This is a genomic window from Arthrobacter nitrophenolicus (assembly GCF_045833485.1).
GTDB lineage: Bacteria > Actinomycetota > Actinomycetes > Actinomycetales > Micrococcaceae > Arthrobacter > Arthrobacter nitrophenolicus.
Genome location: NZ_CP174504.1, coordinates 3,694,862 through 3,721,589, shown reverse-complemented (window position 1 = coordinate 3,721,589; position 26,728 = coordinate 3,694,862). Strand labels below are relative to the sequence as shown.

The window sequence follows — 26,728 nt, the reverse complement described above, 5'->3', positions numbered from 1 at the left end:
CAGAACGAGATAGCTCCGATCACCAGAGAGATGGAGCCGAAAACTATAGGGCCAAGCATCTGGTTCAATCAGGCTCCCAGAACTGTCGTAGTCGTAATGGGTCAAGAAGCCATAGGCTGTTTGTTCACAAACTACTACATGTGGAACTAAGCCGAGCGCACGAGTTTAACGTGCGATTGGACAATTATTCCCCGCGGCTAATCGTCCCGCAGAGGCCCGGCGACGAGGCGTCCCGTAGGCCCGTGACTCCTTGGGCTGATCCGGATCAACGAACTTTATGGACATCGCAATTTCCTGGTGTGATCTCCCGTTGAGGAAGCCCTGTGTCGTCCAGGCAGGACCCCGCCTACGCAACGTCTCGATAGCCGGTCCTGCCTCTAATCACTGGCGATTCAGGACAACCTCTGGCTCAACGGGCCAGCCCGTGCAGACGGCTTTGGACATTGGTGCAGACGACTTCTGAAACTGACAAGAGTTTTCCGCAGCGTTTGAGCAAAAGACCTGCAAATACCCCGCCGAAAAAACTGCCCGCTGAAGGTCGCCCAAGCGCTACAGTTCGCGCCATGACAGCACTACATATCGGCTACGCCCGCGTATCAACGGCCGAACAGGAACTCACCGCGCAAATCAACGCTCTCCGCGCCCTTGGCGTCGAGGACGAGCAGATCTTCGTCGATCACGGATACACCGGCACCAACAGGGCCCGCCCCGGACTGCGGGAAGCCCTGGCGGCATGCAGGAAAGGAGACACTTTCGTCATTACCAAGCTTGACCGGCTCGCCCGATCCCTTCCTGATGCACGTGACATCGTGGAGGAACTCACCCGGCGCCAGGTAAAGCTGAGCATCGGCGGCAGCATCCACGACCCCAATGACCCTGTTGGCCGGCTGCTCTTCAACATGCTGGCCATGGTGGCCGAATTCGAATCGGACCTGATCAGGGCCCGAACCAGGGAAGGAATGCAGATCGCCAAAGCCAAAGGGCGCCTGCGGGGCAGGAAGCCCAAGCTCTCCCCCGCCCAGGAAAAGCTCCTTGTAGACACTTACCGGCGCGGCCAGCACACGACCGCTGAAATCGCGGCGCTGTTCAACGTTGCCCGGTCCACCGTGTACCGCACTATCCAGCGGACGCCAGTAGAACCTGAACCGCCGGAAACGAGGCGTATCAGGCGGTTTCCGGCTCCCGGCCAGGAGACGGGGACCAAGAGAAAGGGCACGACTAAACCAGGAATCGGCTAACCCTGCGTTGGCAGCACCAGCAGGTAGCCCGCCGGCAGGTCGGTGCTCCAGCGCCGCGGCTCGCGGATCACGAACTGCGTTGCCAGCTGTTCGGGCGTGAGCAGACTGTTGGGGACGGGCGACGGACCCCACCGCTCGCTGCCGTGCGGGTACAGCGGATCAAGGACCCGGACACCGGTGACGGTGAACTCCGGGAACACTGCCGGGTCGCCCACCGCTTCAAACCCGCTCATCACCCACGCGTGCCGGCCGCTCCACATCACAAGCCCCACCGGGCGGCCGGTCTCGGAAATGGCCCGCGCCGCGGTCCGCAGCGCGTCCTGATAGCCAGGCACGCTGACCACTGAGTACGGCCCCATGCCCACCTCGGTCAGCACCTGTGCCCATCCCCGCGGGTTCGCCCCGTTGTACGAGTTGGACGACCGTGCCCGCGCCATCTCCCACAGCTCCCCCTGGTGGGCCGAAGCGCTCCACGTGCCGCCGCCCGTATCGTCGATCAGGTTGTGCGCCATCTGGATGCTCGCCGCAACGCACCAGTCAAAGGTGTACTGCGGCACAAAGTCCCCCTCCTGGTACAGGTTGAGGGCGAACGGCTGCGGCACCGGGGGCGGTACGGGAGCCTCCGTGGGAGTTAGAGCCTGCGTCCGGGCAGGAGCCGGGGCAGCTGGCGGCGCGGCGGCGGGTTCCGGCGCGGCCGGAGGGGCAGAAGTGGCCGGCGCCGTTTGCGGCGAAGAATTTTCGTTAAGGCCGACGGCGGGCGCACAGCCAGCGAGGACGGTCACCAGGGCAACCAGCCAGGCAAACAGACGGTATCGGGCACCAGTCATGGTCGAACAAGTCTAGCGCGGCCGGTCCGGCTTCAGGCCTCAGAACGCATAGCGGATCCGGCAGTACGGCGCGATCTTCTGGATCAGCGCGGTCAGCTGCCGGACGTAACCGGCCTTGGCTCCTGAACGGTAGCGGACGTTGCTGAAGCCGTTGGAGGACACCTTCGATTCCTGCAGGTCCGGGCGCCACAGCACCTTCTCAGCCTGCGGATGCCACCCCAGGTTGACCTCATGGAGCCGCTCGTTGTGCGTCAGGAAAATGACCTCCGCAGCGAGCTGCGCCTTCGCGGCATCCGTAAGGGTCGCGTCGAGCTGGCGCAGCAGCTCCTCCCAGTCGCTGAGCCAGGTGTCCGTGACGATAACGGGCGAGAAATTCACGTGCACCTCGTAGCCAGCGGCCACAAAGTCGTTGATGGCTGCCATGCGCTCGGCCACAGGCGAGGTCCGTACGTCCACCGACTTGGCCAGGTCCGCCGGCATCACGGAAAAGCGGACCCGGGTGTGCCCGCCGTGGTCCCAATTGAGCATCGCGGGGTTCACGTACTTGGTGGCAAAGGACAGTTTGGCGGTGGGCAGGTCCCGGAACAGCGAGACGAGGTCCTCCACGTTGTCGCTGACCAGCGCGTCGACGGAGCAGTCGCTGTTTTCCCCGATGTCATAGACCCAGAGCTCGGGATCACACTGGTTGGGCTCCAGCTTGATGCCCTGACGCAGGACGTGCCGCTCGAGTGCCCCCGCGATCTGGTCAATGTTGGCAAACACGGTGACCGGATTGCTGTACCCCTTGTGCCGGGGCACGTAGCAGTAGGCGCATGCCATGGCGCAGCCGTTCGCAGTGGAGGGTGCGATGAAATCGGCGGACCGGCCGTTGGGCTTCACGGTCAGCGCCTTCTTGACGCCCAGCACCAGCGCTTCCGTTTTGATCCGGGACCAGCGCGGGACGTTTGTTTCGTCGCCGTGCAGTTCGGGAATGTTCCAGTGGTTGTCCACCGGCACGACGTCGGCTTCCGGCCATCGCGCGACGATCTCCTTGCCGCGTGGCAGCTCCAGCGCCGCCGGCTGGGCAAAGATTCGCCGGATCTGCAGCAGCCGGTTAAAGTCCATGACTCCATTCTCCCAAGGCATCCCCTGCCAGCCGGGCCGTTAAGCCCAGGGCATCACCCCTTACGGCGCGAGCCGGACGTCCTCGCCGCGGAGGCTGACACGAAAGCCATCAGCGCGCACCGCGACGTCCCGGAGCACGAGTCCCTCCGGCAGCCCCTCAACATCGTGCTCAATGGTCACGAGCCTGCGGACGACGGCGGCAGTCGCGTCCGAGAGAAAGCCAGGACCGCCGAAGTCGATCGAGCGCGGCTCGACCACAAGCCTTCCGGCCGCCACCTCGACAGTGCCGGTGGCTGTGACGCGCAGTTCCCGGCCGAAAGCCTCAACTGTGCGGACCACCCTGGCCTCGCCGCCTCCTGCTGCCCCGACCACTGCCCCGTCACCAAGCTCGCCGGCGACGACGTCGAACGGCACGGTGGCCTCAACGTCGAGCCGTGCGGCAGCCATCCCGTCCGGCCCCGACACCACGTCCTGCCCGGTGGCCCGGACGTCGCGCAGCAGTGAGCCTCCCGCAGCCACCGAGCCCGCATCAAGCGACACATCGGAGAACCACACCCCACCGTCAGGCAGGTCCTCTGGAGGCACTGTCCCCACCGGGCTTGCCGCGCCCGGGACCGGTGAAGGTCCGTCCCCGTTCCTTCCGGCGGGGTCGCTGGCCGCCCACCAGAGAACCACGGCTGCGATACCCAGGACAACCAGCATGCCTGCGGCACCAATCAGCCACTCCCGTATCCGTGTCCACCCCATGAAGCCATTGTGGCAGTTGGCTAAGTCCCTCAGCCTCCGCCCGCCCTTTTAGTAGGGCACCTACAAAATGGCCCCGGTTCCATCCCGGTAGCGTCGGCAGTACATTAGATTCCGCTTGTACAACCCCGACAGGAACCCCATGAGCAACACCGAAACCGCCGCCACAAAGACCCCGCATGCAGGCCGCCGCCGCTGGAACGCCACGGACCTCGGCCTGATCGCCGTCTTCGCCGCCCTGGTGGCCGCCTCGGCACTGGTCCCCGGCCTTGCCGTCAACGGCTTCGGCGTCCCCATCACCTTCCAGACCCTCGCCGTCATGCTGACCGGCCTGGTGCTCGGCCCCGGGCGGGGCTTCGCCGCCGTCGGACTCTATGTCCTGCTGGGCCTCGCGGGCCTGCCGATCTTCAGCCAGGGACGCAGCGGCCTGGGCATCCTCGCCGGACCGTCCGCCGGCTACATCATCGCTTTCCCCATCGCCGCGGGAATCGTGGGCTGGCTGGCCACGGTGGTCATCCGCCGGACCATCAAGGCCCGGGCACTGTGGCTGTTCCTCTCCGCCACGGTCACCAGCGTGGTGGTTGTGCACTCGCTGGGCATCGCCGGCATCGTGCTGAACACCAAGGCCACCTGGGGCCAGGCCTTCCTGAGCGATGTTGTGTTCTACCCCGGCGACATCATCAAGAACGTCCTGGCTGCGCTTATCGCCGTCGCCCTGCACCGGGCCTTCCCGGACATCCTGGTCCGCAGGGTCAAGCGGACCGCCCCGCAGCCCGCGCAAGCCTAGGACCCTGGCCATGCCCAACGTGACCTTTGACCAGGCAGCCGTAACCGTTCCGGTGGACCATCTCCCGGAACCCAAGGTCCTCCTGGACGGCGTGAACCTGCAGCTGACGGAGCGGCGGGTGGGCGTCATCGGTGCCAATGGTTCCGGAAAGTCCACCTTCCTGCGCCTGGTCAACGGGCTCGTCCAGCCCAGTTCCGGCCGTGTGCTGGTGGACGGCGCGGACACGGTCCGCTCGGTCCGGGCCGTGCGCCGCACCGTTGGGTTTGTTTTCACCGATCCCCTCTCCCAGCTGGTCATGCCCACCGGCAGGGAGGACGTGGAGCTGTCCCTGCGCCGGTCCGTGAAGAACGGTGCCGAGCGGCGGAGACAGGCGGAAGACGCCCTGGACCGGCTGGGCCTGCTGCACCTGGCGGACCAGAGCATCTACGAGCTGTCCGGCGGCGAGCGGCAGCTGGTGGCCCTCGCCGCCGTCCTCGCCGTCGAACCCGCCGTCCTGGTCCTGGACGAACCGTCCACCCTGCTGGACCTGCGCAACCGCGAACTGCTGCGCCGGACCCTGGCCGGCCTGGACCAGCAGATCATCATGTCCACCCATGACCTGGACATGGCCCTGGACATGGACCGTGTCCTGGTCATCGACCAGGGCAAGGTGGTGTTCGACGGCGCTGCCGCCCCCGCCGTGGCCGCCTACCGGGCGCTCTGCCTGGCAAGCCTGGACGCGCAGGAAGCGCAGCCGTGAGGGGCCACGGCTTCCTGCTCGCCAACTACGTCGCGGGGGACTCGCTGGTCCACCGTGCGCCGCTGGCATTGAAGTTCCTCCTGGTGTTCGCCTGCGGCCTGGCCTCGTTCGTGACTGTGGACTGGCGGATGTCGCTGGGGATGCTTGGCGCTCTCTGCGGCCTTTTCCTGCTGTCCGGCGCGGGCCCCAAGCGGCTGTGGGGTGCCGTCCGCCCGCTCGCTGCCGTCCTGCTGGTCATCGGACTCTTCCAGTGGTGGCAGCTGGGCGCCCCGACGGCGGGCAGGATTGTCCTGAACATCCTGGTCTGCGTGGTGGCCGCTTCCCTGCTCACCGCCACCACCCCGGTCCACAAACTCCTGGACGGCGTGGTCAGGGCGGCGGGTCCCTTCAAAAGGTTCGGGGCCGATCCGGAACGCTTCGCCCTGACCATCGGGATCATGCTGCGGAGCATCCCCTATATTGCAGGAACCTTCGCCGACGTCCGTGATTCCGCCCGGGCCCGGGGCCTGGAACGCAATCCGCGGGCCCTGGTCCTGCCGGTTTTCATTACCTCGGTGGCGTTCGCGCGCCAGACGGGCGAGGCTCTCGCGGCCCGCGGACTGGGCGAAGCCGACGATGAGGCCGAAGACTGAAGCTCCCTCCCAGGTGCCCGGGGCCTAGCCGTCCTGGAGCTGCCGGTACTCCAGCAGGGCGGCCGTGCCCATCCCGCCGGCGCTGCTGATCATGGCCATGGCCAGGCTGCCCGGAGTGCCCGCCCGGCGTGCCTGCGCCAGGAGGCGTGTTACCAGGACGGCGCCGGATGCCCCGTAGGCGTGGCCCAGCGCCAGCGCACCGCCGTCGATGTTCGCCCGTTCCGGCGCGATCCCCAGCTGGTCCAGGCAGGCCAGGGTCTGCGATGCAAATGCCTCGTTGAACTCCACAAAGTCCAGCTCATCGGCGGTCCGGCCGGCCCCGGCAAGGGCATCGCGGGCGGCTATGGCGGCCCCCACGCCCAGGATCTCGGGATGCACACCAGCGGTTCCGGTGCCTAGGACTACCAGGCCGTCGGCGGCACCCATTGCCCGTGCCCGTTCAAGGGACGTCATGACGACGGCGGACGCGGCGTCGGCGTCGAAGCAGGAGTTTCCGGCGGTGACGGTTCCGCCTTCCACAAAGACGGCCGGGAACCGCGCCATCACCGCGGGAGTGAGGCCGCGGCGCGGACCGTCATCCGCCGCCACAGTTCCGGAAGTGGTGGGCACGGCGACCAGTTCGCCGTCGAAGTGCCCTGCGTCGGCGGCGGAAAGGGCCCGCCGGTGGCTTGCCAGCGCGAAGGAATCCTGGCGCTCCCGGTTGATCCCAAATTGTTGGGCCACTGTTTCGGCAGCCGGGCCCATGTCCGGATCACCGAAGTCCGCCGGCACAAACTGGGCCCGCCGGTAAAAGTCAGCGCCGCCGTCGTCCGTCCGGTGGGCGCGCAGGGGTGCCGTGCTGGTGCTTTCCACTCCCCCGGCGAGGAAGAGGGGGCTGCCGCCGGCTGCCACCAAACGGGCAGCGAGGACGATGGCGTCCAGGCCCGAACCGCACTGGCGGTCAACGGTGATGCCCGGAACACTGACCGGCAGGCCCGCCTCCAGCAGTGCCAGGCGGGCCACGTTCCCGCCGCCGCCCACGGCGTTGCCGATGACCACATCGTCGACGGCTGCCGGTTCCGTTCCGGTGTCGGCCAGCAGTTCCCGGAGCACGGGTGCCAGCAGCTGGTGGGCCCGCAGCCTGCCAAGGGCCGCGTTGGTGCGGCATACCGGGGTCCGCCTGGCGGCGACGATCACCGGCTGCCGGTCCGCCGGCAACACTTCAGGCGCCAAGGTTCCGCACCCGCCGGTCATGATGGTGAATCCAATCGAGAAGCATGGTGCGGCTGATCTTGCCGGCGCCGGTCACAGGAAGTTCCGAGAGGACGAAGTACTGCAGCGGCCGCTTGTCCCGGGGCAGGATCCCCTCCAGGCCCGCCCGCAGCTGCGCCGCAGTGACCCCGCCGGCGGACGGAACGATGCCCGCCACCACGCGCTGGCCGCGGAGATCGTCCGGCATTCCGGCAGCCACCGCGGCGGCAACCCCGGGCACCGCGGCGAGGGCAAGCTCCACCTCGTGCGGATAGACATTCTTGCCGGAGGTGAGGATCATGTCCGCGCGGCGGCCCAGGATGTGGAGTTCCCCTGCCTCCAGATAGCCCTGGTCCCCCACCGTGAACCAGTCACCGAAGGACCGCAGGGCCTGCCCGTCGTCCCCCCACAGATAGCCGTTGCTGACCATCCCGCTCCGCACGCAGATGTTGCCGGACGCGCCGCCGGGCACCGGCCTCCCGTCATCGTCGAGGATGGCAACGTCTACTCCGGGGAAGGGATGGCCGATGCCGGTTCCGCCGACGGCCGCGGGCTGGCCGGCAGGCAGCCCGGCCCCGGAGACGAAGCTCAGTTCCGAGGCGCCGTAGTACTCATAGATGGTGGCGTGCGGCGCCCAGCGCCGGGCAGCCTCAAGGGTCCGGGCGTCCAGTTTTGAACCGGCGCAGATGATGGTGCGCACCCCGGAGGCGTCCACGCAGCCGGTGAGGCCGCGTTCGCTGAGCATCCGCAGCATGGTGGGCACCAAAACCAGCCGGGTGACGCGGTCGTGGGTGATCGCGGAGTGGACGTCCCCGACGTCGAAATGCTCGAGCGTCTGGAATTCCGAGCCGGCGTAGAGGCACTCGCTCAGCGCGTACAGGTTCAGGCTGGCCGCCAGCGGTCCGGGCGCCAGCGTGACGTCATCCTGCCGCAGGCCGAAGAACTCGATGGAGGCGTCGAAGGACTGCTGCCAGGAGCGCCGGGACCTGGTGAAGGCCTTGGGCACGGACGTGGTGCCGGACGTCAGCCCAATCAGGAAGGTGATGTCCCCCGGCCCGTCGCGAAGTTCGTCATCAGGCGAGACCGCCGCGGGCAAAGCGGATGAATCGATGCGGCGGATGATGTCGTCCTGCAGGTGCTTGTGCCAGGCGGGATCCAGGACGGCGCACTGGCGCCCGCCCGCCACGGCGGCCGCGTAGTTGACGGCGAAATCGACGGAATTGGCCTCGCACAGTGCGGTGACCGCCTTCGTCTCCGCAACCTGGCCGGCCGCGGCGTCCCGGAGCTCTGCCCAGGACAGGCGGCGGCCCGCGATCACGACGGCGGTGTCGTTGGGCCGTTCGCCGGCCCATCGCTGGATTCTGTTGAGGAAAGGCATCGGATCAACTTTACCGGCCTGCACGGATTGACTTCCGGGCCCAGGGGTAATGTGACTTTATGAGTTTCAATGACAATGTGCAGCTGGATCCCTCGCAGGTCCAGGACCGGCGCGGCATGGGGCGGGGCGTCAAGGTGGGCGGCGGCATCGGTGGCGGGCTCATCCTGCTGATCGCGGCGCTCTTCGGCATCAATCCCCAGCTCCTCGAAGGCCTGGCGGGCGGCGCGGCCCCTGCCCCGCAAAGCGAGGGTACGGCGCCGGCCTGCGAAACCGGGGCCGACGCCGACGCGCGCGTGGACTGCCGCATCACCGGCACCGTCAACAGCCTCAACGCGTTCTGGCCCGCCTACCTGGAGCAGTACAGCGTCCAGTATCCGCAGCCCGAGACCGTGATCTTCGACGAGGCGGTGAGCACCGGCTGCGGAACGGCCTCCAGTGCCGTGGGACCGTTCTACTGCCCCACGGACACCACCGCCTACTTCGATCCCGGGTTCTTCACGGAACTGGTGAACCGCTTCGGTTCCTCCGGCGGGCCGCTGGCCCAGGAGTACGTGGTGGCGCACGAGTTCGGCCACCACATCCAGAACGTCCTGGGCTACCTGGACCGCGCGCAGCAGGATCCGCAGGGCCCTGAGTCCGGCGCCGTCCGGGTTGAACTGCAGGCCGACTGCTACGCCGGGCTGTGGGCAAAGCACGCCTCCACCCAGCCGGGTCCGGACGGCCAGCCGTTCCTTGAGCCCCTCACCCAGCAGGACCTGAATGACGCGCTGTCCGCGGCTTCGGCGGTGGGCGATGACCGGATCCAGGAAGCGGCCACCGGACGGGTGACGCCGGAGGCCTGGACGCATGGTTCCAGCGAGCAGCGGCAGCGCTGGTTCTACCGCGGCTTCGAAACCGGCGACATCAACCAGTGCGACACGTTTGCGGCGCCGAGCCTTTAACCCATCGATTGCTCCGTAACCGCCGTTTTCGGCCTTCATAAGGGCGGTTACGGAGCAATCGAAAACGGGACGACGACGGCCCGGCCACCTGGCGGGTTCTAGCGGTCGTTGCAACACCCAGAATTTTTGGGAGTTGCAACGACCGTGTCGTCTTTAAGGGAGAAGCCCGCTGGGCGGCGGAGATATTCGCAGGAGCAGAAGGATCAGTTCTTTGCGGCCCTCGATCGGGTTCAAAATGTCAGTGCCGCCGCGAGGGAACTCGGTTTCAATGTGATGACCTGTCACCAATGGATCCGCAAGGCTGGTTTGCCCCGGGGCAAAGTACGGAAGCAGTCGGTGCACCGGAAGTACACGGCTAGGCAGAAAGAGCAGTTCTTCGCCGTGTTCGACCGTCTTAAGAGCACCACGGAGGCTGCAAAGGAACTCGGGCTGAATCCCAATACGTGCGCCGCGTGGGTGCGGAAAGCCGGGCTGAAGGGTCAGGGAAAGCCGGGGACAGGTCCACACCCTGGAAGGGACGAGTTCTCCCGGCTGCGCAACGCCGGCGTGAGCCGACGGAAAGCTGCCGCGGCAGTTGGTATTCATTTACGGACCGCTGAGGAGTGGGACCAGGGAATCCGGAAGTCCGGCGGACGACGCATTTATCCGGATGGCCGGGTGGTCGACTACAAACGTGGTGTGATCACTATGACCTCTGCCGCCGGCACAACAGAAACGGTCCAGGTCCCGGTGGCCGCGCTGGAGAAACCTATCCACCCGCGGTACCTCAACGTCAAGGAACGGGAACTTATCCGGGACCTGCAGGCCGCCGGATCCTCGGTGCGGGCGATCGCCCACGCCCTCGGCAGATCGCCCTCAACAGTCAGCCGCGAGTTGGCCCGAAACACCGATCCGCGGATGGGCTACCTTCCCCACGGTGCACATCGGAAGGCAACTGCCCGGCGGGCCCGGCCCAAGACAGCCAAACTCGCGGGCGAGTCGGACCTGCGTAAGTACGTGAAGGACAAGCTGCTCCTACGCTGGTCTCCGGAACAGATCAGCCACACGCTGGTCGAAGAGTTCCCCGACAACCCGGAGATGCGCGTGAGCCCAGAGACGATTTACCAGGCCCTCTACCTCCAAGCCAGAGGCGGACTTAAACGTGAGGTGCAAGCAGCTCTGCGGACCGGCCGGACCCGGCGAAAACCCCATGCCACCGCTGATCAGCGCACTCCCAGGTTCACCGACCCCATGATCATGATTTCCGAACGTCCGCCCGAGATCGAGGACCGCGCCATACCGGGGCATTGGGAGGGGGACCTCATCACTGGCGCCCACAACCAGTCCGCGATCGCGACCCTGGTCGAGCGCACCACCCGTTACCTAATGCTCGTCCACCTGCCAAAGGACCACTCTGCCTCAACCGTCCGTGACGGCCTCATCAAAACCATGGCCACCCTTCCGGCGCACCTTCGGGGATCCCTGACCTGGGACCAGGGATCGGAAATGGCTGCCCACAAATCCTTCACTCTCGCCACCGACATGCAGGTCTACTTCTGCGACCCCGCAAGCCCGTGGCAACGCGGCTCGAACGAGAACACCAACGGCCTGCTGCGCCAGTACTTCCCCAAAGGCACCGATCTGTCTGTCTTCGGACCCGAGGACCTCGAACACGTCGCCCAGGAACTCAACGGCCGCCCACGCAAAACGCTCGGCTGGAAAACTCCAGCCGAGCGTTTACGTGATTTACTACTAACCACCTAACCAGCAGGTGTTGCAACGACCCCTTGAAACCGCCCCTTCGCCGAGAAGGTGGCCGGGCCGTCGTCGTACTTTGTTCAGATGTTGAAGCCGAGGGCCCGCATCTGGTCCTTGCCGTCGTCGGTGATCCGTTCCGGACCCCATGGCGGCATCCACACCCAGTTCAGGCGCCAGTCGTCAACAACACCGTCCAGGGCCTTGCCCACCTGCTCCTCGAGCACGTCGGTGAGGGGGCAGGCGGCGGTGGTGAGGGTCATGTCGATCAGCAGCGCGCCGTCGTCATCGGAGTACTTCAGCCCGTAGAGCAGGCCAAGGTCCACCACGTTGACCCCGAGCTCGGGATCAATGACGTCCTTCAGCGCCTCTTCGACATCCTCCAGGGCCGTACGGCCCGGCGTGATTTCGGTCATGGCAGAGTCCTAACTAGGCCTGTACCGCTGCGGGAGCGGCGACGGCGGGGCCGGCGCCCTTGGCGTAGCGGTCGTAGCCTTCTTCTTCCAGGCGGTCGGCCAGTTCGGGGCCGCCCTCCTCGACAACCTGGCCGTCGACGAACACGTGCACGAAGTCAGGCTTGATGTAGCGCAGGATGCGGGTGTAGTGCGTGATGAGCAGGGTGCCCATGTTGCCCTCTGCGTGGGCGCGGTTGACGCCCTCGGACACAACCTTCAGCGCGTCAACGTCCAGGCCGGAATCGGTCTCGTCCAGAACAGCGAACTTCGGCTTGAAGAGTTCCAGCTGCAGGATCTCCACGCGCTTCTTCTCACCGCCGGAGAAGCCCTCATTGACGTTGCGCTGGGCGAAGTCGGCGTCGATGCGCAGCTTCTCCATGGCATCCTTGACGTCCTTGGTCCAGGTGCGCAGCTTGGGAGCTTCGCCGTCAATTGCGGTCTTGGCGGTGCGCAGGAAGTTCGTCATGGTCACGCCGGGAACCTCCACCGGGTACTGCATGGCCAGGAAGACGCCGGCGCGGGCACGCTCGTCAACGCTCATCTCCAGGACGTCTTCGCCGTCGAGGGTGATGGAGCCGCTGGTGACGGTGTAGCGCGGGTGGCCTGCGATGGTGGAGGCCAGCGTGGACTTGCCGGAGCCGTTGGGGCCCATGATGGCGTGGGTCTCACCGGTGCGGATGGTCAGGCTGACGCCCTTCAGGATCTCCTTGGTGCCCTGCTCCGTCTCAATGCTGACGTGCAGGTCCTTGATCTCAAGAGTTGACATGCTCTTCTTTCTTGTTCGTTCGTAAGTCTTGTGCTGCAGGGCGCTCAGTAGTTGTCTACTGCCGCGCCGTTCAAAACGTTGGTGACATCCACGTAGACGTCGTCGCCGTCGAGTTCGACGGCGAACACGGGAACGGGATCGTAGGCGGGGAGTTGGAGGGGCTGGCCGCTGCGCAGGTCGAACTGTGAGCCGTGCCCCCAGCACTCAATCGCGCAGCCTTCCACGTCCCCTTCGGAGAGCGAGATGTCGGCGTGCGAGCAGGTGTCCCCGATGGCGTGGATATCACCCATCGAATCCCGCACCACGGCTACCGGGTAGTCGTCGATCAGGATGCGCAGCGCCTGCTTGACCTGGATGTCATTGGCGTTGCAAACCAGCTCGCCCTTGGGCTTCCCACTCATGCGTCCCTGCCTGTCTCTCGTCAGTTGTCAGTTGCCGCGAGTTCGCGTTCCACGGCCTCGGTCAGTCGGTCTTCAAGCGCCGGAACGTTGATCTTCTGGATGATCTCGTTCAGGAACCCGCGGACCACCAGGCGGCGGGCAACGTCTTCCGGAATGCCGCGTGCCATCAGGTAGAACAGGTGCTCGTCGTCGAAGCGGCCGGTGGCGCTGGCGTGGCCCGCGCCTTCGATCAGGCCGGTCTCGATCTCGAGGTTCGGCACGGAGTCCGCGCGGCAGCCGTCGGTCAGGACCAGGTTCTGGTTCTTTTCGTAGGAGTCGGTGCCTTCGGCCTGCTTCTGGATGAGGACGTCGCCAACCCAGACGGTGTGCGCACCCTTGCCCTGCAGCGCGCCCTTGTACAGGACGTTGGACTTGCAGTTGGGCATGTTGTGGTCCACGAACGAGCGGTGCTCCAGGTGCTGCCCTGCGTCGGCAAAGTACAGGCCGAGGAGTTCCGCCTCGGCCCCTTCGCCGGAGAACCGGACGTTGGAGTTCAGCCGGACGATCTTGCCGCCGAGGGTCACGGCGATGTGCTTGTAGACGGCGTCCTTGGCCACCTCGGCGTCGTGCTGGGCCAGGTGCTTCGCGTCGTCTTCCCACAGCTGGACGGAAACAACGGTCAGCTGGGCGCCGCCGCGGACGAAGACCTCAACGTTGCCGTTGTGGTCGGCTGAGCCGTCGTGCTCCAGGATGACCACGGCGCGGCTGTTCTCGCCGGCCTCGATCACGTGGTGTGAGTTGGAGCGGCGGCCTGCACCGTTGCCGGACAGGACCACGCGGACCGGCTCGTCCAGTTCTGCGTTGGCCGGGATCTGGATGTGCAGTGCGTCGTCCGTGTTGGCGGAAGCCACGACGGCGGCACGGTCAGCGGGGACCAGGGTGGCGCCGCGGGGGGCCTCGCCGGCGTGCAGCGTGCGCTGGACGACGGCGGCAGGCGCCTCGATGGCGACGTTCAGGACGCCGGCGTCGCTGGGTGCGTCGGAGAGGAGGTTGGCCAGTTCACGCACGGGGGTGAAGCGCCATTCCTCTTCCCGGCCGTTGGGCAGGGCGAAGTCGGCGACGTCGTGGCTGGTCAGGCGCTCCGCGCGCGAGGCCATGACCTGCACGCCGTGGCTGTGGTGGCGGTCAACCTTGGCGGGAACGAGCTGTTCGCCTTCCTCGGTGAAACCTTCGATCGACGGTGCGCCGATGCGCGCCTTTTCGGTTGTAGCTTCGGCAGTCATTAACCGACGGATCCTTCCATCTGGAGTTCGATGAGGCGGTTCAGCTCGAGGGCGTATTCCATGGGGAGCTCACGGGCGATCGGCTCAATGAAGCCGCGCACGATCATGGCCATGGCCTCGTCCTCGGGCATGCCGCGGGACATGAGGTAGAACAGCTGCTCCTCGCTGACGCGGGAGACGGTTGCCTCGTGTCCCAGCTGCACATCGTCCTCGCGGATGTCGATGTACGGGTAGGTGTCAGAGCGTGAAATGGTGTCCACGAGCAGGGCATCACAGCGCACGGTGTTGGCCGAGTGCTTGGCGCCTTCGCGGACCTGCACCAGGCCGCGGTAGGCTGCACGGCCGCCGCCGCGGGCCACCGACTTGGAGATGATGGAGCTCTTGGTGTTCGGCGCGATGTGGACCATCTTGGAGCCGGTGTCCTGGTGCTGGCCTTCACCGGCAAACGCGATGGAGAGGGTCTCGCCCTTGGCGTGCTCGCCCACCAGGTAGACAGCCGGGTACTTCATGGTGACCTTGGAGCCGATGTTGCCGTCGACCCATTCCATGGTGGCGCCCTCTTCGCAGACGGCGCGCTTGGTCACCAGGTTGTACACGTTGTTGGACCAGTTTTGGATGGTGGTGTACCGGACGCGGGCACCCTTCTTGACAATGATTTCCACCACGGCGGAGTGCAGCGAGTCCGAGGTGTAGATTGGCGCCGTGCAGCCTTCGATGTAGTGGACGTAGGAGTCCTCGTCGGCGATGATCAGGGTCCGCTCGAACTGGCCCATGTTCTCGGTGTTGATGCGGAAGTACGCCTGCAGCGGGATGTCCACGTGGACGCCCTTGGGGACGTAGACGAAGGACCCGCCCGACCATACGGCGGTGTTCAGTGACGCGAACTTGTTGTCACCCACCGGAATCACGGTGCCGAAGTACTCCTGGAAGATCTCCGGGTGTTCCTTCAGGGCGGTGTCGGTGTCCAGGAAGATGACGCCCTGGGCCTCGAGGTCTTCGCGGATCTGGTGGTAGACAACCTCGGACTCGTACTGTGCGGCAACACCGGACACGAGGCGGCTGCGCTCCGCTTCCGGGATACCCAGCTTCTCGTACGTGTTCCGGATGTCCTCGGGCAGGTCTTCCCAGGTGGCTGCCTGCTTCTCCGTGGACCGGACGAAGTACTTGATGTTGTCGAAGTCGATGCCGGAGAGGTCCGCACCCCAGGTGGGCATGGGCTTGCGGTCGAAGTACTTCAGGCCCTTGAGGCGCAGGTCGAGCATCCAGTCCGGTTCGCTCTTCTTGGCCGAAATGTCCCGGACTACTTCTTCGTCAAGCCCACGGCGTGCGTTGGCGCCAACGTCGTTCTTGTCAGCCCAGCCGTACTCGTAGTTGCCGATACCGTGGAGCTCGGGATTCTTTTCCAGAATTTCCGAGATCACAGTGTTTTCGGCTACCGCTTTCTCTGATAGTTGGTCCGTCATCACGGCCTTTCTTGCTGATGGTTGATTTCTTCGTTCAGGCGGGCGGGGGCTGCCGGAGGCCTTGTGGGCTCCTGGACAGACGGCCTGCCTGTAGGAATGTGGGTGGTGCAGACGTGCCCCCCGCGGGAGAGCGTGGAGAGCCTGCGCACGTCGACGCCCACCAGCCGCGAAAACACTTCCGTTTCCACGTCGCAGAACACTGGGAACCGGGCGGCGAGCTGCTGGATCGGGCAGTGGCCCTGGCACAGCTGCACGCTGGACAGCGCAGCCGGGAGGGGCGCCTTGGCCTCGATGGTTGCGGTGGAGGAGACGAAGTTGTCACGGGTCAGGGCGTCCGAGAGGGCCTTGGCGCGGGCGCTGATGTCCGGACCGGCCTTTTCGATCTCCGGCGCGTACCGCCGTTCCATATCCGAGAAACGCTCGACGGCGAACGCCCGGACGGCGTCGGGTCCGGCAACCTTCTGCAGCTGCTGGAGGGCGAGGGCGGCGATATCCAGGTAGTCGTTGCCGAGGCTCGACTGGCCCTGGGAGCTGAGGACGTACCGCCTGGCGGGCCGGCCTGCGCCGGCGCCGGACTTGGCAACCCTCTTGACTTCAATGACGCCCTCGCGGGATAAATGGTCCAGGTGGCGTCGCACTGCCGCCGGGGTGAATCCGAGCAGGTCGCCGAGTTCGGCGGCGCTGACAGGTCCGTTTTCGAGGACCGCCGCAAGCACGCGGTCGCGGGTACGCTCATCCGCATCAGCCACCGGACCGGTAGCCATCCGGCTCCGGTCTGCGGGAGCCTGGGAGGCTCCGTGCCCGGCAAAAGGCACAGCAGTAGCATTGCTCATGGAATACACAACACAATCATGGCGTAATTTAGTCCCCCGCTCCAGTAAGGGCAGGCTGACCTCAGCCCGGGCCCCGGCAGGGCGGCAGCCAGTACTACTTCCCGTAGAATACTGGGGTGCGTTCCCCCCAATCCCCGGTTCTGTCCATCAGCGGGCTCGTTAAGGATGTTGGTCCGCTGCCCAGCCTGGACGGAAAAATGCTCCGGGTGGTCAGCGGCGTTTCACTGCTCGCCGAACGGGGACAAGTCACCGCACTGCTCGGCGCCAACGGGGCAGGAAAAACCACCACCCTTGAATGCGCCCAGGGCCTGCAGAAGCGCAGCGGCGGCAGCATCTCGCTGCTCGGGCACGATCCCGCCGCGGCAGGCGCGGCACTGCGGTCCCGCGTTGGCGTGATGCTCCAGGATGGCGGGCTCCCGCCGTCGGCACGCCCGATCCCCCTGCTTCGCCACATCGCCGGACTGTACGCCCGGCCCTGGCCCGTGGATGAGCTGGTGCAGCGCCTTGGCATCGACACGTTCAGCCGCACTACGGTCCGCAGGCTGTCCGGTGGGCAAAAGCAGCGACTGGCCCTCGCGGCCGCCCTCATCGGCAGGCCCGAAGTTCTCTTCCTCGACGAGCCCAGCGCGGGCCTGGACCCGCAGTCCAGGCAGCTGGTGTTCGACCTCATCTCTGAGCTCCGCGACGCGGGCATGGGAATCATCCTCACCACACACCTGATGGATGACGCCCAGCGCCTTGCCGACTACGTCTACATCATCGACGGCGGCCGGAACGTCGCCGAGGGAACCGTGCAGGAACTGCTGCAGCGCGCCCCGGGGGTGGAGGCAGGCACCGAGCACATCCGGACTCTGGTTTTTGAAGCACCTCCCGGGCTTGACCTTTCCGCTGTCCTGCCGGCCGGCATCGACGTGACGGAGGCCCGGGCCGGAAGCTACTGCGTCACGGGCGCATTGGCACCTCAGCATCTCGCCGCCCTCGCCGCGTGGTGGGAAGCGCATGACATCATGCCGGGTTCGATGAGCCTGCAGGCGCGTAGCCTTGAAGACGTCTTTCTGGATATTTCGGGAAAGGACATCCGATGACCCGGAACCCCGCCGAGGCAGTCCTGGACGGACCCGCCTGCCGGCAGGAGCCGGCCAGCCTGCTGCGGCGCGTCCTGCTGCAGGGCAAGTACGAGTCGCTGGCCATGCTCCGGAACGGGGAACAGCTGATCCTTGCCGTAGTGCTGCCGCTGCTGGCCCTCGTCGGCCTGACCGTGACGCCGTTTCTGGACGGCATGGGCGACAGCCGGATCAACGTGGCTGTTCCAGGCATCCTGGCCCTGTGCGCCATGTCCACGGCCTTCACCGGGCAGGGCATCGCCACCGGCTTCGACCGCCGCTATGGCGTCCTCCGCTTCCTGTCCACCACTCCCCTGGGCCGCGGTGGACTCATTGCCGGGAAGGCACTTTCCGTTCTGGCGGTACTGTGCCTGCAGGTTGCAGTGGTCAGTGCCGTGGCGCTGGCGCTTGGCTGGCAGCCGCCGGCCGCGGGCTGGCTTCCCGGGCTGGCGCTGCTGGCACTGGGCGCGGCCGCCTTCACTGCCCTGGGCCTGCTGGTGGCGGGAACCGTCCGGCCGGAGGCCACGCTTGCCATCACCAACCTGCTGTGGATCCTCCTCGGCGCGCTGGGCGGCATCGTCCTGCCGGCAGAAAAGCTCCCGGCAGGCGGCCAGTCGCTGGTCGGGTTCCTTCCGTCGGGCGCTCTGGGCGAATCCCTGCGCCAGGCATTCCTTGGCGGCGGGCTGAACGCCGGCGCCGCCCTCATACTGTTGCTATGGACGCTTGTCGCCGGAGCAGCAGCCATCCGTTGGTTCAAGTGGAATTGAGAGAATCGTGAGCACGGCTTCACGCCTACCCCAACTGGCCGGCCGCCTGGCATCGAGGCTGCCCCGCACCGTGGACGCCCGGGTGCGCCGCCTCGCCGTCGCCTCCCTGATCGGGCAGACACTGCTGGTGGTCACAGGCGGTGCCGTCCGGCTGACAGCTTCCGGCCTGGGATGCCCGACGTGGCCGCGCTGCACGGAAACGTCGCTGGTCAACACCCCGGAAATGGGCATCCACGGCTTCATCGAGTTCGGCAACCGCCTCCTCACCTTTGCGCTGGCCGCCGTCGCCGCCCTCATGCTCGTGTATCTGTGGAACCTTCGCAAGGAACGCAGGGACCTCTTCCTCCTCGCCCTCGGCCTCCTGGCCAGCATCCCGGCCCAGGCAGTGATCGGCGGGATCACCGTCCTGACCAACCTCAACCCCTGGGTGGTGGGCCTGCACTTCCTGGTGTCGATGGCCCTGGTGGTGTTTGCCACCCTGCTGGTGAACCGGGCGTTTGGCAGGACCGGCAGGTTCATGGCCTACCGGCACCGCGCCCTGCCGGGCATCATGCGCCCGGTGACGTCCGCCGTCGCGCTTTTTTCCGCCCTCGCCGTGATGCTCGGCGTGGTGGTGACCGGCGCCGGTCCGCATGCCGGCGACGCCGACGCACCGCGGAACGGCCTTGACTGGGACCTGTTCTCCCATATCCACGCCGTTCCCGCCTACCTCATTACCGCGGGTACCGTTGTGGCCCTGGCGCTGGTGTTCATGCGCGGCATCACCGGTCCGTTCCGGACTGCCGTGCTGGGACTCCTGGGCGTGACGGTGCTGCAGGCCGTCATCGGCTTCACCCAGTACTACAACGGCATTCCGGTGCTGCTGGTGGCCGCCCACATGCTCGGGGCCGCATTGCTCATGGCCGCAGCCACGAACGCCTGGGACATCGCCCGGTCCAGCCCGGTGGAGTAGGACTTCAGGCCAAAGTCGGCGAAGCGCCCCGGTTCCGAGGAACCGGGGCGCTTCTCTTCATGGACCGGCTAATCCACCTGGGTCAACGCACCGGCCCGGCGTTTGCCAGCTCCGCTGCACGGGCAGCATCCAGGTACTCGATCCCGGCCGTGGTGACCAGCAGCACCCGCGCTGTCGCAATGTCGTAGAACAGGCCTGTTGCCTGCACGGCGCCCCGTGCAAGGGCGGGACCGATCACCGGGTGGGTTTCCAGCTTGGCAAGCTGCACCGCCACGTTGACCATCCCCAGCTGGTCCACCTCGCCGTAGCCGGCCTCGGCCGCAGCCACCGCCACCGGGTGGCCTGCCCGCAGCTCCTGGTAGCTTGGCCGCGCATGTTCCAGCCAGGCGTCAAACCCGGCTCCGAGGGACGTGGCCGCGTTGCCGCCGGCGTCTGCGATGACGGCCTTCATGGCCCCGCAGTTCGAATGCCCGCAGACCACGATTGATTCTACGCCCAGGCCTTTGACGGCGAAGGCCAGGGCGGAATCGATCGAGGCATCCTGGCCTTCGTGGCACACAACGTTGCCAATGTTCCGCAGCGTCAGCAGGTCGCCCGGGCCGCTGCTGGTGATCAGGTTGGGGTTCACGCGCGAATCAACGCAGGCGATGAACAGCGCGTCCGGGTTTTGGCCGTCCGCAAGGTCCTGCACCATGGGCCGGACCTTGTCCGCAAAGCGGCGGTGGTACTTGTTGATCCCCATCAGCAGCGAACGCCGCGGGTCCCGTCCGGCGTCCTGTGCCGGCCCGCCCGCCTGCCAGGAGTTCCTGGGCGGCAGCGGGAGTTCGCTGGCTTCCTGGCGCTTGGGGGCCTGGTCTGCCGCGTCGCGGAACAGGCTGTTGCCGTGTTCCTCCACCTGGACGGTGCCCCCGGCTGCCTCGTACTGGCGGCGCCAGGCGAGCACTGCCTCACGGAAGGCATGGTCCAGGTAGTCGGCGTTCAGTTCCACCACGACGTCCAAGCGCTCCGGAACCGAATGCAGCACCCGGTTCAGCCGCGGCAGGGCGAAGAAGCTGCACGACCCGTTGATGGTGATCCGCCACAGGACCGACGGCGGCACCGGCTGGTGCGCCTGGACGGACGCGCGCAGCACCCGCCACAGCACGCTGGCAGCGGCCAGCGCCAGCCCGATGAGGACGCCCTCCAGCAGGTTCAGGAAGACGACGCAGAGCAGCGTGACGGAGTAGATCAGGAAATCCCCGGTGCGGAGGCTGGTGCGGATATCCGCCACCTTGATCAGCCGGGCTCCGATCACCACGAGCAGTCCGGCGAGGACAGCCATGGGTATGAGCTGGATGAGGCCGGCGAAGAGGGCCGAGAAGGTCAGGACCCAGACACCGTGCAGGACCGCCGAGGTCCGTGTGGCGGCACCGGCTTCCACGTTGGTGGCGCTGCGGACGATGACGCCCGTGACGGGAAGTCCGCCCAGGGAACCGGAGACAATGTTGGCGGCTCCCTGGCCCATCAGTTCCCGGTTCAGGTTGGTACGCGGTCCTGTCTGCATCTTGTCGACGGCGACGGCGGACAGCAGCGATTCGATGCTGGCGATCAGGGCCATCGAGAGCACGGCAAACGCGACGGCACGCCAGTTGCCGTCCGGCAGCTGCGGCAGCGCAACGGCGTCGACAATCGAACCGGACAAGGAGATGCGCTCAACGGCGGGCGCAAACGCAACGGACAGGGCGGTTCCGGCGGCGACGGCGGCCAGCGGTCCCGGAATCCGCCGCACTGCCGGCGGCAGGTGCTTCCAGACCAGCAGGATGGCCACGACGGCGAGGCCCAGCAATGCGGCATGGAGTTCAAGGTTGGTGATGGCCGCCGGAAGGGCAGTCAGGTTCTCCAGGGCCGAACCGGCCGCCCGGGAGCCGAGCAGGACGTGGATCTGCTGGAGGATGATGGTGATGCCGATTCCGGCGAGCATCGCCTTCACCACCACCGGCGAGACGGCAAGGGCCGCCCTGCCGACGCGGCTGATGCCCAGCAGGAGCTGGAGGACTCCTGCCGCGGCCGTGATGGCGCAGGTTACCTGCCAGCCGAATTCCTGGACCAGCCCCGCCACGATGATCGTCAGTCCGGCGGCGGGCCCGCTCACCTGCAGGGGCGAGCCGCCCAGGCTGCCGGCCACGATGCCACCCACGGCGGCTGCAATGAGGCCGGCCATGATCGGGGCTCCGGACGCGGCAGCAATGCCGAGGCTAAGAGGCAGGGCCACGAGGAACACCACCAGCGACGCCGGTACGTCGGCGCGCAGGTGTGCCAGGAAAGCCGGTTTTTTGAATCTTCGGGACGCGCCTGGTCCGGGCGGACTGTGGCTCGGAACGGTTGATGGACCGGATGCCTGTGCCATGGATCTTCCTTTGCTCGCGGGCAGGATCGATCCCAGCGTAGGCAGAATGTCACGCTTGCTGACTCGGAAAGTGATCAACATGACAAATCTGTCAATAACCTGCGCAGCGCGAAGCGCAAGCGGTAACGGATTGCCTGGATGTCCCGGGACGCTCGCTCACTTTTGGTGGCCAAACCCGAAACGCCAGCTCACATGATGCTGCTTTAACCGAACGCCCGCTCACCTATTTGCCTATCCGGCATGACGAGTGAGCGGGCGTTGGCGTTGGGGCCGCCATAAGTGCGCGGGCGTTGAGGAGGGCGGGGCTGCTTAGCCGGCTGCCATGACCGCGGGGCCTACGAACGGATCCACGGCCAGGGCGATGAACAGCAGGGTGAGATAGCTGATGGAACCGTGGAAGACCTTCATGGCCCGCTTTCCGGAGATCTCTTCGCGCTGGGCCTGGCTGTACAGGGAGTGCGATTCGTACAGGAACCACGCGCCGGCCAGGGTGGCTGTTGCGGTGTAGACCCACCCGGCGCCGCCGGCCGGGACCAGGAGGAGCGAGCAGGCCACCATGGCCCATGCGTAGAGGACCACCTGCACGGAGACCACCTTGGCACCCGCGATGGCACCCAGCATGGGCACGTTGGCGTTGCGGTAGTCCTCGCCGTACTTCATGGACAGCGGCCAGTAGTGCGGCGGCGTCCAGAGGAAGATCACCATGAAGAGGATGATGGCGGGCCATTCCACGGTGTTGGTGACTGCCGCCCAGGCAATGAGCACGGGGAAGCAGCCTGCGGCCCCGCCCCAGACAATGTTCTGGGCGGTGCGGCGCTTGAGGATGATGGTGTAGATCACCACGTAGAAGAAGATGGCGCCCAGGCCCAGCCAGGCGGACAGCGGATTGGCACCGAACCAGAGGATGGCGATGGCCGCCGCTCCCAGGACCCACGAAAACACGAGTGCCTCGCGCGGCGTGACCTCGCCGGTCACGAGCGGACGGTTTTCGGTGCGGTGCATCAGTTTGTCGATGTCCCGGTCGATGTAGCAGTTGAACGCGCCGGCGCTGCCTGCCGCGAACGCGCCGCCCACCAGGGTGGCCAGGATCAGCCCGATGGAGGGGAAGCCGCGCTCCGCATAGATCATGGTGGGCAGCGTGCTGACCAGCAGCAGTTCGATAACCCGGGGTTTGGTGAGGGCGAGATACGCCTTGGCTTTACGGGCAAACCCGGCACCTGATGCCCGGGATGCGTTCAGCGGCGTATCTGTTGTGCTCACGGTGGCAGTCACCCGTTCTGTGTGGCAGTTGTGTCTGGCGGTGCAGCTACGGACGGCTGGAAAGGTCCGCTGCCCGGCATTGGCCTCCGAATATCATACCGTGCCGCCACCCTCCCACCTGCCCCCTGATATGCGCACTTGATCGCTCGGGTGCCAATTCGAGCAGATTAACTCAAGCTCACTTAAGGCTGATTCATAAAAGGGGAAATTGCGTCCAAATCCTGAGATTTGCGCCGCCCGGAGTATGGAATAGAGCTAAGCTGTCACCAGATCAGCACGCAGCAGGAAAGCGGTGGAAAACGCATTCCCATAGCTGGCCAGTGGCTGAGTGAGAGATCAACGTTTCGATGGTGAACGGCTGGTACACACCGCAGCGGGCGCCACACAGCGTGCCTTTATTCGGACCCGGTGTGCCGCCTGCCATCAGCACAGAGAGGGGCCCGGTTTTCGTGCCACATTTGGAAGAGCAAGAACTGACTTGGACCGACCTGGACCAGCGCGCGGTGGACACTGTCCGCGTGCTGGCCGCCGATGCCGTGGAGAAGGTTGGCAACGGCCACCCTGGCACTGCGATGAGCCTGGCTCCGGCCGCTTACCTGCTGTTCCAGAAGCTGATGCGCCACGATCCCCGGGATCCTGACTGGATCGGCCGTGACCGGTTCGTCCTCTCCCCCGGCCACACGTCGCTGACGCTGTACATCCAGCTGTTCCTGAACGGGTACGGCCTGGAGCTCGATGACCTGAAGGCACTGCGGACCTGGGGCTCGCTGACCCCGGGCCACCCTGAGTACAAGCACACCGCCGGCGTGGAAATCACCACCGGCCCGCTGGGCCAGGGCCTGGCCTCCTCGGTGGGCTTCGCCTACTCACAGCGCCGCCAGCGCGGCCTGTTCGACGCCGACGCCGCCCCGGGCACCAGCCCGTTCGACCACACCATCTGGGTCATCGCGTCCGACGGCGACCTCCAGGAAGGCGTCACGGCCGAGGCTTCCTCGCTGGCCGGCCACCAGGAGCTCGGCAACCTCGTTGTCATCTACGACGAGAACCACATCTCCATCGAGGACGACACCGACATCGCCTTTACCGAGGACGTCCTGAAACGCTACGAGGCCTACGGCTGGCACGTCCAGCGCGTCGACTGGACCAAGACCGGCGAGTACAAGGAAGACGTCCAGGAGCTCTACTCCGCACTGCTTGCTGCGAAGGCCGAGACCTCCAAGCCGTCCATCGTCTCGCTGCGCACCATCATCGGCTACCCCGCGCCGAAGAAGCAGAACACCGGCAAGATCCACGGTTCCGCCCTGGGTGCCGAGGAAGTCGCAGCACTCAAGTCGGTGCTGGGCTTCGACCCCGCCAAGTCCTTCGAGGTTGACCAGGAAGTCCTGGCCCACGCCCGTTCCGTGGTGGACCGCGGCGCCGCTGCCCGCAAGGAATGGGAAGAGTCCTTCAACGCCTGGCAGGCCGCCAACACCGAGGCCGCCGCGCTGCTGCAGCGCATCGAGGCCAAGGAACTTCCGGCCGGAGTGGACGAGGCCCTGCCGGTCTTCCCTGCCGGCAAGGACGTCTCCACCCGCGCCGCGTCCGGCAAGGTCCTGAACGCCCTCGGCCCGGTCCTGCCCGAACTCTGGGGCGGCTCCGCCGACCTCGCCGAGTCCAACAACACCACCATTGAAGGGTCGCCGTCGTTCGTCCCGGCGTCCAAGCAGACGGACGCCTGGTCCGGCAACCCGTACGGCCGGGTCCTGCACTTCGGCATCCGCGAGCACGCCGCCGCGTCGATCGTGAACGGCATCAGCCTGCACGGCCGCACCCGCGCCTTCTCCGGCACCTTCCTGATCTTCAGCGACTACCAGCGGCCGGCCATCCGCCTGGGTGCCCTGATGGGTGTCCCGTCCCTGTACGTGTGGACGCACGACTCCATCGGCTTGGGCGAGGACGGCCCCACCCACCAGCCAGTGGAACAGCTCGCCTCCCTGCGCGCCATCGTGGGCCTGGACGTGGTCCGCCCCGGTGACGCCAACGAAGTGGCAGCGGCGTGGAAGACCATGCTGGAAAACCACGACAACCCTGCCGGCATCGTCCTGACCCGCCAGAACATCCCCACCTGGGAACGCGGCGAGGGCGCAGCTGACGGTGACACCTTCGGCTCCACCGCCGGTGTTGCCAAGGGCGGCTACGTCCTGGCCGAAGCGTCCAAGGACGGCGCCACCGTCCCGGCCGACGTGATCCTGATCGCCACCGGCTCCGAGGTGCAGCTTGCCGTCAAGGCCCGCGAGACCCTGCAGGCCGAAGGCATCGCCGCCCGCGTCGTGTCCATGCCCTGCGTTGAATGGTTCAACAAGCAGGACGCCGCCTACCGCGAATCCGTCCTGCCCGCCGCCGTCAAGGCCCGCGTGTCCGTTGAAGCAGGACTTGCCCTTGGCTGGAAGGAATTCGTCGGCGACGCCGGCCGCTCCATCAGCCTCGAACACTACGGCGCTTCCGCCGACTACAAGCGCCTCTTCCAGGAGTTCGGCATCACCGCGGAGGCAGTCGCCGCCGCTGCCAAGGACTCCCTCGCCGGCCTCCAGGCCTAAACCCAGAACACTTGAGGAGATAAACCATCATGACTACTCCCACCCAGCAGCTCTCCGACGCCGGAGTTTCCATCTGGCTTGACGACCTGTCCCGCGGACGCCTGGAAACGGGCACCCTGGCCAAGCTCATCGAAGAGAAGAACGTGGTTGGCGTGACCACCAACCCGTCCATCTTCCACGCCGCCATCACCTCCGGCACCGACTACGACGCGACCATCGCCGAGCAGGCCGCCGCCGGCGCCAGCATCGAAGACACCATCTTCGAAATCACCACCACCGACGTCGCCGACGCCTGCGACCTCTTCGCCCCCGTGGCAGCAGCCACCAACGGCGTGGACGGCCGCGTCTCCATCGAGGTGGACCCCCGCCTGGCCTGGGACACCGCGGGCACCATCGCCGAGGCCAAGCACCTGTTCAAGAAGGTCAACAAGGACAACGTCCTGATCAAGATCCCCGCCACCCTGGAAGGCCTCGAGGCGATCACCGCCACCCTGGCCGAGGGCATCAGCGTCAACGTGACCCTGATCTTCTCCCTGGAGCGCTACCGCGCCGTCATCAACGCCTTCCAGTCAGGCCTGGAACAGGCCAAGGAAAACGGCCACGACCTCTCCAGGATCCACTCCGTGGCCTCCTTCTTCGTCTCCCGCGTGGACACCGAGATCGACAAGCGCCTGACCGCCATCGGCACCGAGGAAGCCCTCGCCCTCAAGGGCAAGGCCGGGGTCGCCAACGCCCGCCTCGCCTACCAGGTCTACGAAGAGCTCTTCGCCACCGAACGCTGGGCCCTGCTGGCAGAGTCCGGCGCCCGCCCGCAGCGGCCGCTGTGGGCCTCCACCGGCGTGAAGGACCCGGCCTACCCGGACACCCTCTACGTCACAGAACTCGTCGCCCCCGGCGTGGTCAACACCATGCCCGAGAAGACCCTGGACGCCACATTCGACCACGGCGTGGTCACCGGGAACACCATCAGCGGCACCTACGCCGAAGCCAACGCCACCCTCGATGCCCTGGAGAACCTCGGCGTGTCCTACAACGACGTCGTCGCAATCCTGGAATCCGAAGGCCTGGACAAGTTCGTGGCCAGCTGGAAGGAACTCCTGGCCGACGTCGAAGGTGCCCTCGCCTCAGCACGGAAGGCTTCCTAGTCCCA

General features: G+C 66.4%; 24 protein-coding genes. 11 read left to right on the top strand and 13 right to left on the bottom strand.

Annotated elements, in window-relative coordinates:
• Positions 1–563 precede the first annotated feature (563 nt).
• Positions 564–1,238, top strand: coding sequence for a recombinase family protein (locus tag ACJJV6_RS17135; protein ID WP_009358253.1), 675 nt, complete (start codon positions 564–566; stop codon positions 1,236–1,238).
• Here ACJJV6_RS17135 and ACJJV6_RS17130 read toward each other — a convergent pair.
• The 3 genes from ACJJV6_RS17130 to ACJJV6_RS17120 are packed head-to-tail and all read right to left on the bottom strand — an operon-like array spanning position 1,235 to position 3,916.
• Positions 1,235–2,065 carry a hypothetical protein gene (locus ACJJV6_RS17130; protein WP_354176912.1) on the bottom strand — a complete coding sequence of 277 codons (831 nt, stop codon included), beginning with the start codon at positions 2,063–2,065 and terminating at the stop codon, positions 1,235–1,237. The genes ACJJV6_RS17135 and ACJJV6_RS17130 overlap by 4 nt on opposite strands.
• A gap of 39 nt (positions 2,066–2,104) precedes the next feature.
• The gene (locus tag ACJJV6_RS17125) at positions 2,105–3,169 is read right to left on the bottom strand and encodes a spore photoproduct lyase family protein (RefSeq protein ID WP_009358251.1); all 1,065 of its coding nucleotides are present in this window, start codon (positions 3,167–3,169) and stop codon (positions 2,105–2,107) included.
• Positions 3,170–3,229: 60 nt separating this feature from the next.
• Positions 3,230–3,916: an LmeA family phospholipid-binding protein gene (locus ACJJV6_RS17120; RefSeq protein ID WP_035752924.1), complete on the bottom strand. Its 687-nt coding sequence runs from the start codon at positions 3,914–3,916 to the stop codon at positions 3,230–3,232.
• 139 nt (positions 3,917–4,055) lie between these two features.
• Here ACJJV6_RS17120 and ACJJV6_RS17115 point away from each other — a divergent pair, with 139 nt between their 5' ends.
• The 3 genes from ACJJV6_RS17115 to ACJJV6_RS17105 are packed head-to-tail and all read left to right on the top strand — an operon-like array spanning position 4,056 to position 6,071.
• The gene (locus ACJJV6_RS17115; RefSeq protein ID WP_009358249.1) at positions 4,056–4,700 is read left to right on the top strand and encodes a biotin transporter BioY; all 645 of its coding nucleotides are present in this window, start codon (positions 4,056–4,058) and stop codon (positions 4,698–4,700) included.
• 10 nt (positions 4,701–4,710) lie between these two features.
• Positions 4,711–5,439, top strand: a complete 729-nt coding sequence (locus tag ACJJV6_RS17110) for an energy-coupling factor ABC transporter ATP-binding protein (RefSeq protein ID WP_009358248.1) — start codon at positions 4,711–4,713, stop codon at positions 5,437–5,439.
• On the top strand, positions 5,436–6,071 hold the full coding sequence (locus ACJJV6_RS17105; RefSeq protein WP_009358247.1) for an energy-coupling factor transporter transmembrane protein EcfT: 636 nt from the start codon (positions 5,436–5,438) through the stop codon (positions 6,069–6,071). The genes ACJJV6_RS17110 and ACJJV6_RS17105 overlap by 4 nt, the downstream gene beginning before the upstream one ends.
• A 24-nt stretch (positions 6,072–6,095) precedes the next feature.
• Here ACJJV6_RS17105 and ACJJV6_RS17100 read toward each other — a convergent pair whose 3' ends face one another.
• Together ACJJV6_RS17100 and ACJJV6_RS17095 are read right to left on the bottom strand one after the other, a co-directional pair.
• Positions 6,096–7,304, bottom strand: a complete 1,209-nt coding sequence (locus tag ACJJV6_RS17100; RefSeq protein WP_009358246.1) for a thiolase family protein — start codon at positions 7,302–7,304, stop codon at positions 6,096–6,098.
• Positions 7,273–8,679, bottom strand: a complete 1,407-nt coding sequence (locus ACJJV6_RS17095; RefSeq protein ID WP_009358245.1) for a class I adenylate-forming enzyme family protein — start codon at positions 8,677–8,679, stop codon at positions 7,273–7,275. Before ACJJV6_RS17095 ends, ACJJV6_RS17100 begins: the two co-directional genes overlap by 32 nt.
• A 59-nt stretch (positions 8,680–8,738) precedes the next feature.
• Between ACJJV6_RS17095 and ACJJV6_RS17090 the strand changes: the two genes are divergently transcribed.
• Both ACJJV6_RS17090 and ACJJV6_RS17085 read left to right on the top strand, forming a co-directional pair.
• The gene (locus ACJJV6_RS17090) at positions 8,739–9,620 is read left to right on the top strand and encodes a neutral zinc metallopeptidase (RefSeq protein ID WP_009358244.1); all 882 of its coding nucleotides are present in this window, start codon (positions 8,739–8,741) and stop codon (positions 9,618–9,620) included.
• A gap of 687 nt (positions 9,621–10,307) precedes the next feature.
• Positions 10,308–11,363 (top strand): IS30 family transposase, encoded by a 1,056-nt coding sequence (locus tag ACJJV6_RS17085; protein ID WP_152419652.1) that lies wholly within the window; start codon positions 10,308–10,310, stop codon positions 11,361–11,363.
• Between the two features lie 74 nt (positions 11,364–11,437).
• Here ACJJV6_RS17085 and ACJJV6_RS17080 read toward each other — a convergent pair whose 3' ends face one another.
• Genes ACJJV6_RS17080 through ACJJV6_RS17055 form a run of 6 tightly spaced genes read right to left on the bottom strand, consistent with a single transcriptional unit; the run spans position 11,438 to position 16,534 of the window.
• Positions 11,438–11,770: a metal-sulfur cluster assembly factor gene (locus ACJJV6_RS17080; protein ID WP_009357674.1), complete on the bottom strand. Its 333-nt coding sequence runs from the start codon at positions 11,768–11,770 to the stop codon at positions 11,438–11,440.
• A gap of 13 nt (positions 11,771–11,783) precedes the next feature.
• A complete protein-coding gene (gene sufC, locus ACJJV6_RS17075) occupies positions 11,784–12,575 on the bottom strand; it encodes a Fe-S cluster assembly ATPase SufC (protein ID WP_407709460.1) in 792 nt (263 codons plus the stop codon).
• A gap of 44 nt (positions 12,576–12,619) precedes the next feature.
• Positions 12,620–12,976 carry a non-heme iron oxygenase ferredoxin subunit gene (locus ACJJV6_RS17070; protein ID WP_009357672.1) on the bottom strand — a complete coding sequence of 119 codons (357 nt, stop codon included), beginning with the start codon at positions 12,974–12,976 and terminating at the stop codon, positions 12,620–12,622.
• A gap of 20 nt (positions 12,977–12,996) precedes the next feature.
• Positions 12,997–14,238 carry a Fe-S cluster assembly protein SufD gene (gene sufD, locus ACJJV6_RS17065; RefSeq protein WP_009357671.1) on the bottom strand — a complete coding sequence of 414 codons (1,242 nt, stop codon included), beginning with the start codon at positions 14,236–14,238 and terminating at the stop codon, positions 12,997–12,999.
• The gene (gene sufB / locus ACJJV6_RS17060) at positions 14,238–15,701 is read right to left on the bottom strand and encodes a Fe-S cluster assembly protein SufB (RefSeq protein ID WP_354176921.1); all 1,464 of its coding nucleotides are present in this window, start codon (positions 15,699–15,701) and stop codon (positions 14,238–14,240) included. Before sufB ends, sufD begins: the two co-directional genes overlap by 1 nt.
• Positions 15,701–16,534, bottom strand: coding sequence for a metalloregulator ArsR/SmtB family transcription factor (locus ACJJV6_RS17055; protein WP_035752554.1), 834 nt, complete (start codon positions 16,532–16,534; stop codon positions 15,701–15,703). The genes sufB and ACJJV6_RS17055 overlap by 1 nt, the downstream gene beginning before the upstream one ends.
• A gap of 116 nt (positions 16,535–16,650) precedes the next feature.
• On the opposite strand from ACJJV6_RS17055, the gene ACJJV6_RS17050 reads away from it, so the two are divergent.
• The 3 genes from ACJJV6_RS17050 to ACJJV6_RS17040 are packed head-to-tail and all read left to right on the top strand — an operon-like array spanning position 16,651 to position 19,356.
• Complete coding sequence (locus ACJJV6_RS17050; protein ID WP_009357669.1) at positions 16,651–17,619, top strand: ABC transporter ATP-binding protein; 969 nt, start codon at positions 16,651–16,653, stop codon at positions 17,617–17,619.
• Positions 17,616–18,404 (top strand): ABC transporter permease, encoded by a 789-nt coding sequence (locus ACJJV6_RS17045; RefSeq protein WP_009357668.1) that lies wholly within the window; start codon positions 17,616–17,618, stop codon positions 18,402–18,404. Before ACJJV6_RS17050 ends, ACJJV6_RS17045 begins: the two co-directional genes overlap by 4 nt.
• A gap of 7 nt (positions 18,405–18,411) precedes the next feature.
• Positions 18,412–19,356 (top strand): heme A synthase, encoded by a 945-nt coding sequence (locus ACJJV6_RS17040; protein ID WP_133346962.1) that lies wholly within the window; start codon positions 18,412–18,414, stop codon positions 19,354–19,356.
• Positions 19,357–19,438: 82 nt separating this feature from the next.
• Here the strand turns inward: ACJJV6_RS17040 and ACJJV6_RS17035 are convergent, their stop codons facing one another.
• Both ACJJV6_RS17035 and ACJJV6_RS17030 read right to left on the bottom strand, forming a co-directional pair.
• On the bottom strand, positions 19,439–21,742 hold the full coding sequence (locus tag ACJJV6_RS17035; RefSeq protein ID WP_354176923.1) for a bifunctional SulP family inorganic anion transporter/carbonic anhydrase: 2,304 nt from the start codon (positions 21,740–21,742) through the stop codon (positions 19,439–19,441).
• 309 nt (positions 21,743–22,051) lie between these two features.
• Entirely contained in the window at positions 22,052–23,014 is a 963-nt protein-coding gene (locus ACJJV6_RS17030) for a heme o synthase (protein ID WP_009357667.1), read from the bottom strand.
• A 446-nt stretch (positions 23,015–23,460) separates the two neighbouring features.
• On the opposite strand from ACJJV6_RS17030, the gene tkt reads away from it, so the two are divergent.
• Both tkt and tal read left to right on the top strand, forming a co-directional pair.
• Positions 23,461–25,578 (top strand): transketolase, encoded by a 2,118-nt coding sequence (gene tkt, locus ACJJV6_RS17025; RefSeq protein WP_009357666.1) that lies wholly within the window; start codon positions 23,461–23,463, stop codon positions 25,576–25,578.
• Positions 25,579–25,607: 29 nt separating this feature from the next.
• Positions 25,608–26,723, top strand: a complete 1,116-nt coding sequence (gene tal, locus ACJJV6_RS17020) for a transaldolase (protein WP_009357665.1) — start codon at positions 25,608–25,610, stop codon at positions 26,721–26,723.
• Positions 26,724–26,728: the final 5 nt, after the last annotated feature.

Bases quoted from the DNA above. Each gene is read 5' to 3' on its own strand.
- sufC (WP_407709460.1), bottom strand. From the start codon at position 12,575: ATGTCAACTCTTGAGATCAAGGACCTGCACGTCAGCATTGAGACGGAG.
- ACJJV6_RS17120 (WP_035752924.1), bottom strand. From the start codon at position 3,916: ATGGGGTGGACACGGATACGGGAGTGGCTGATTGGTGCCGCAGGCATG.
- ACJJV6_RS17125 (WP_009358251.1), bottom strand. From the start codon at position 3,169: ATGGACTTTAACCGGCTGCTGCAGATCCGGCGAATCTTTGCCCAGCCG.
- tal (WP_009357665.1), top strand. From the start codon at position 25,608: ATGACTACTCCCACCCAGCAGCTCTCCGACGCCGGAGTTTCCATCTGG.
- ACJJV6_RS17115 (WP_009358249.1), top strand. From the start codon at position 4,056: ATGAGCAACACCGAAACCGCCGCCACAAAGACCCCGCATGCAGGCCGC.
- ACJJV6_RS17070 (WP_009357672.1), bottom strand. From the start codon at position 12,976: ATGAGTGGGAAGCCCAAGGGCGAGCTGGTTTGCAACGCCAATGACATC.
- ACJJV6_RS17090 (WP_009358244.1), top strand. From the start codon at position 8,739: ATGAGTTTCAATGACAATGTGCAGCTGGATCCCTCGCAGGTCCAGGAC.
- ACJJV6_RS17095 (WP_009358245.1), bottom strand. From the start codon at position 8,679: ATGCCTTTCCTCAACAGAATCCAGCGATGGGCCGGCGAACGGCCCAAC.
- ACJJV6_RS17110 (WP_009358248.1), top strand. From the start codon at position 4,711: ATGCCCAACGTGACCTTTGACCAGGCAGCCGTAACCGTTCCGGTGGAC.
- sufB (WP_354176921.1), bottom strand. From the start codon at position 15,701: ATGACGGACCAACTATCAGAGAAAGCGGTAGCCGAAAACACTGTGATC.
- sufD (WP_009357671.1), bottom strand. From the start codon at position 14,238: ATGACTGCCGAAGCTACAACCGAAAAGGCGCGCATCGGCGCACCGTCG.
- ACJJV6_RS17085 (WP_152419652.1), top strand. From the start codon at position 10,308: ATGACCTCTGCCGCCGGCACAACAGAAACGGTCCAGGTCCCGGTGGCC.
- ACJJV6_RS17135 (WP_009358253.1), top strand. From the start codon at position 564: ATGACAGCACTACATATCGGCTACGCCCGCGTATCAACGGCCGAACAG.
- ACJJV6_RS17130 (WP_354176912.1), bottom strand. From the start codon at position 2,065: ATGACTGGTGCCCGATACCGTCTGTTTGCCTGGCTGGTTGCCCTGGTG.
- ACJJV6_RS17035 (WP_354176923.1), bottom strand. From the start codon at position 21,742: ATGGCACAGGCATCCGGTCCATCAACCGTTCCGAGCCACAGTCCGCCC.
- ACJJV6_RS17100 (WP_009358246.1), bottom strand. From the start codon at position 7,304: ATGACCGGCGGGTGCGGAACCTTGGCGCCTGAAGTGTTGCCGGCGGAC.
- ACJJV6_RS17045 (WP_009357668.1), top strand. From the start codon at position 17,616: ATGACCCGGAACCCCGCCGAGGCAGTCCTGGACGGACCCGCCTGCCGG.
- ACJJV6_RS17055 (WP_035752554.1), bottom strand. From the start codon at position 16,534: ATGAGCAATGCTACTGCTGTGCCTTTTGCCGGGCACGGAGCCTCCCAG.
- ACJJV6_RS17080 (WP_009357674.1), bottom strand. From the start codon at position 11,770: ATGACCGAAATCACGCCGGGCCGTACGGCCCTGGAGGATGTCGAAGAG.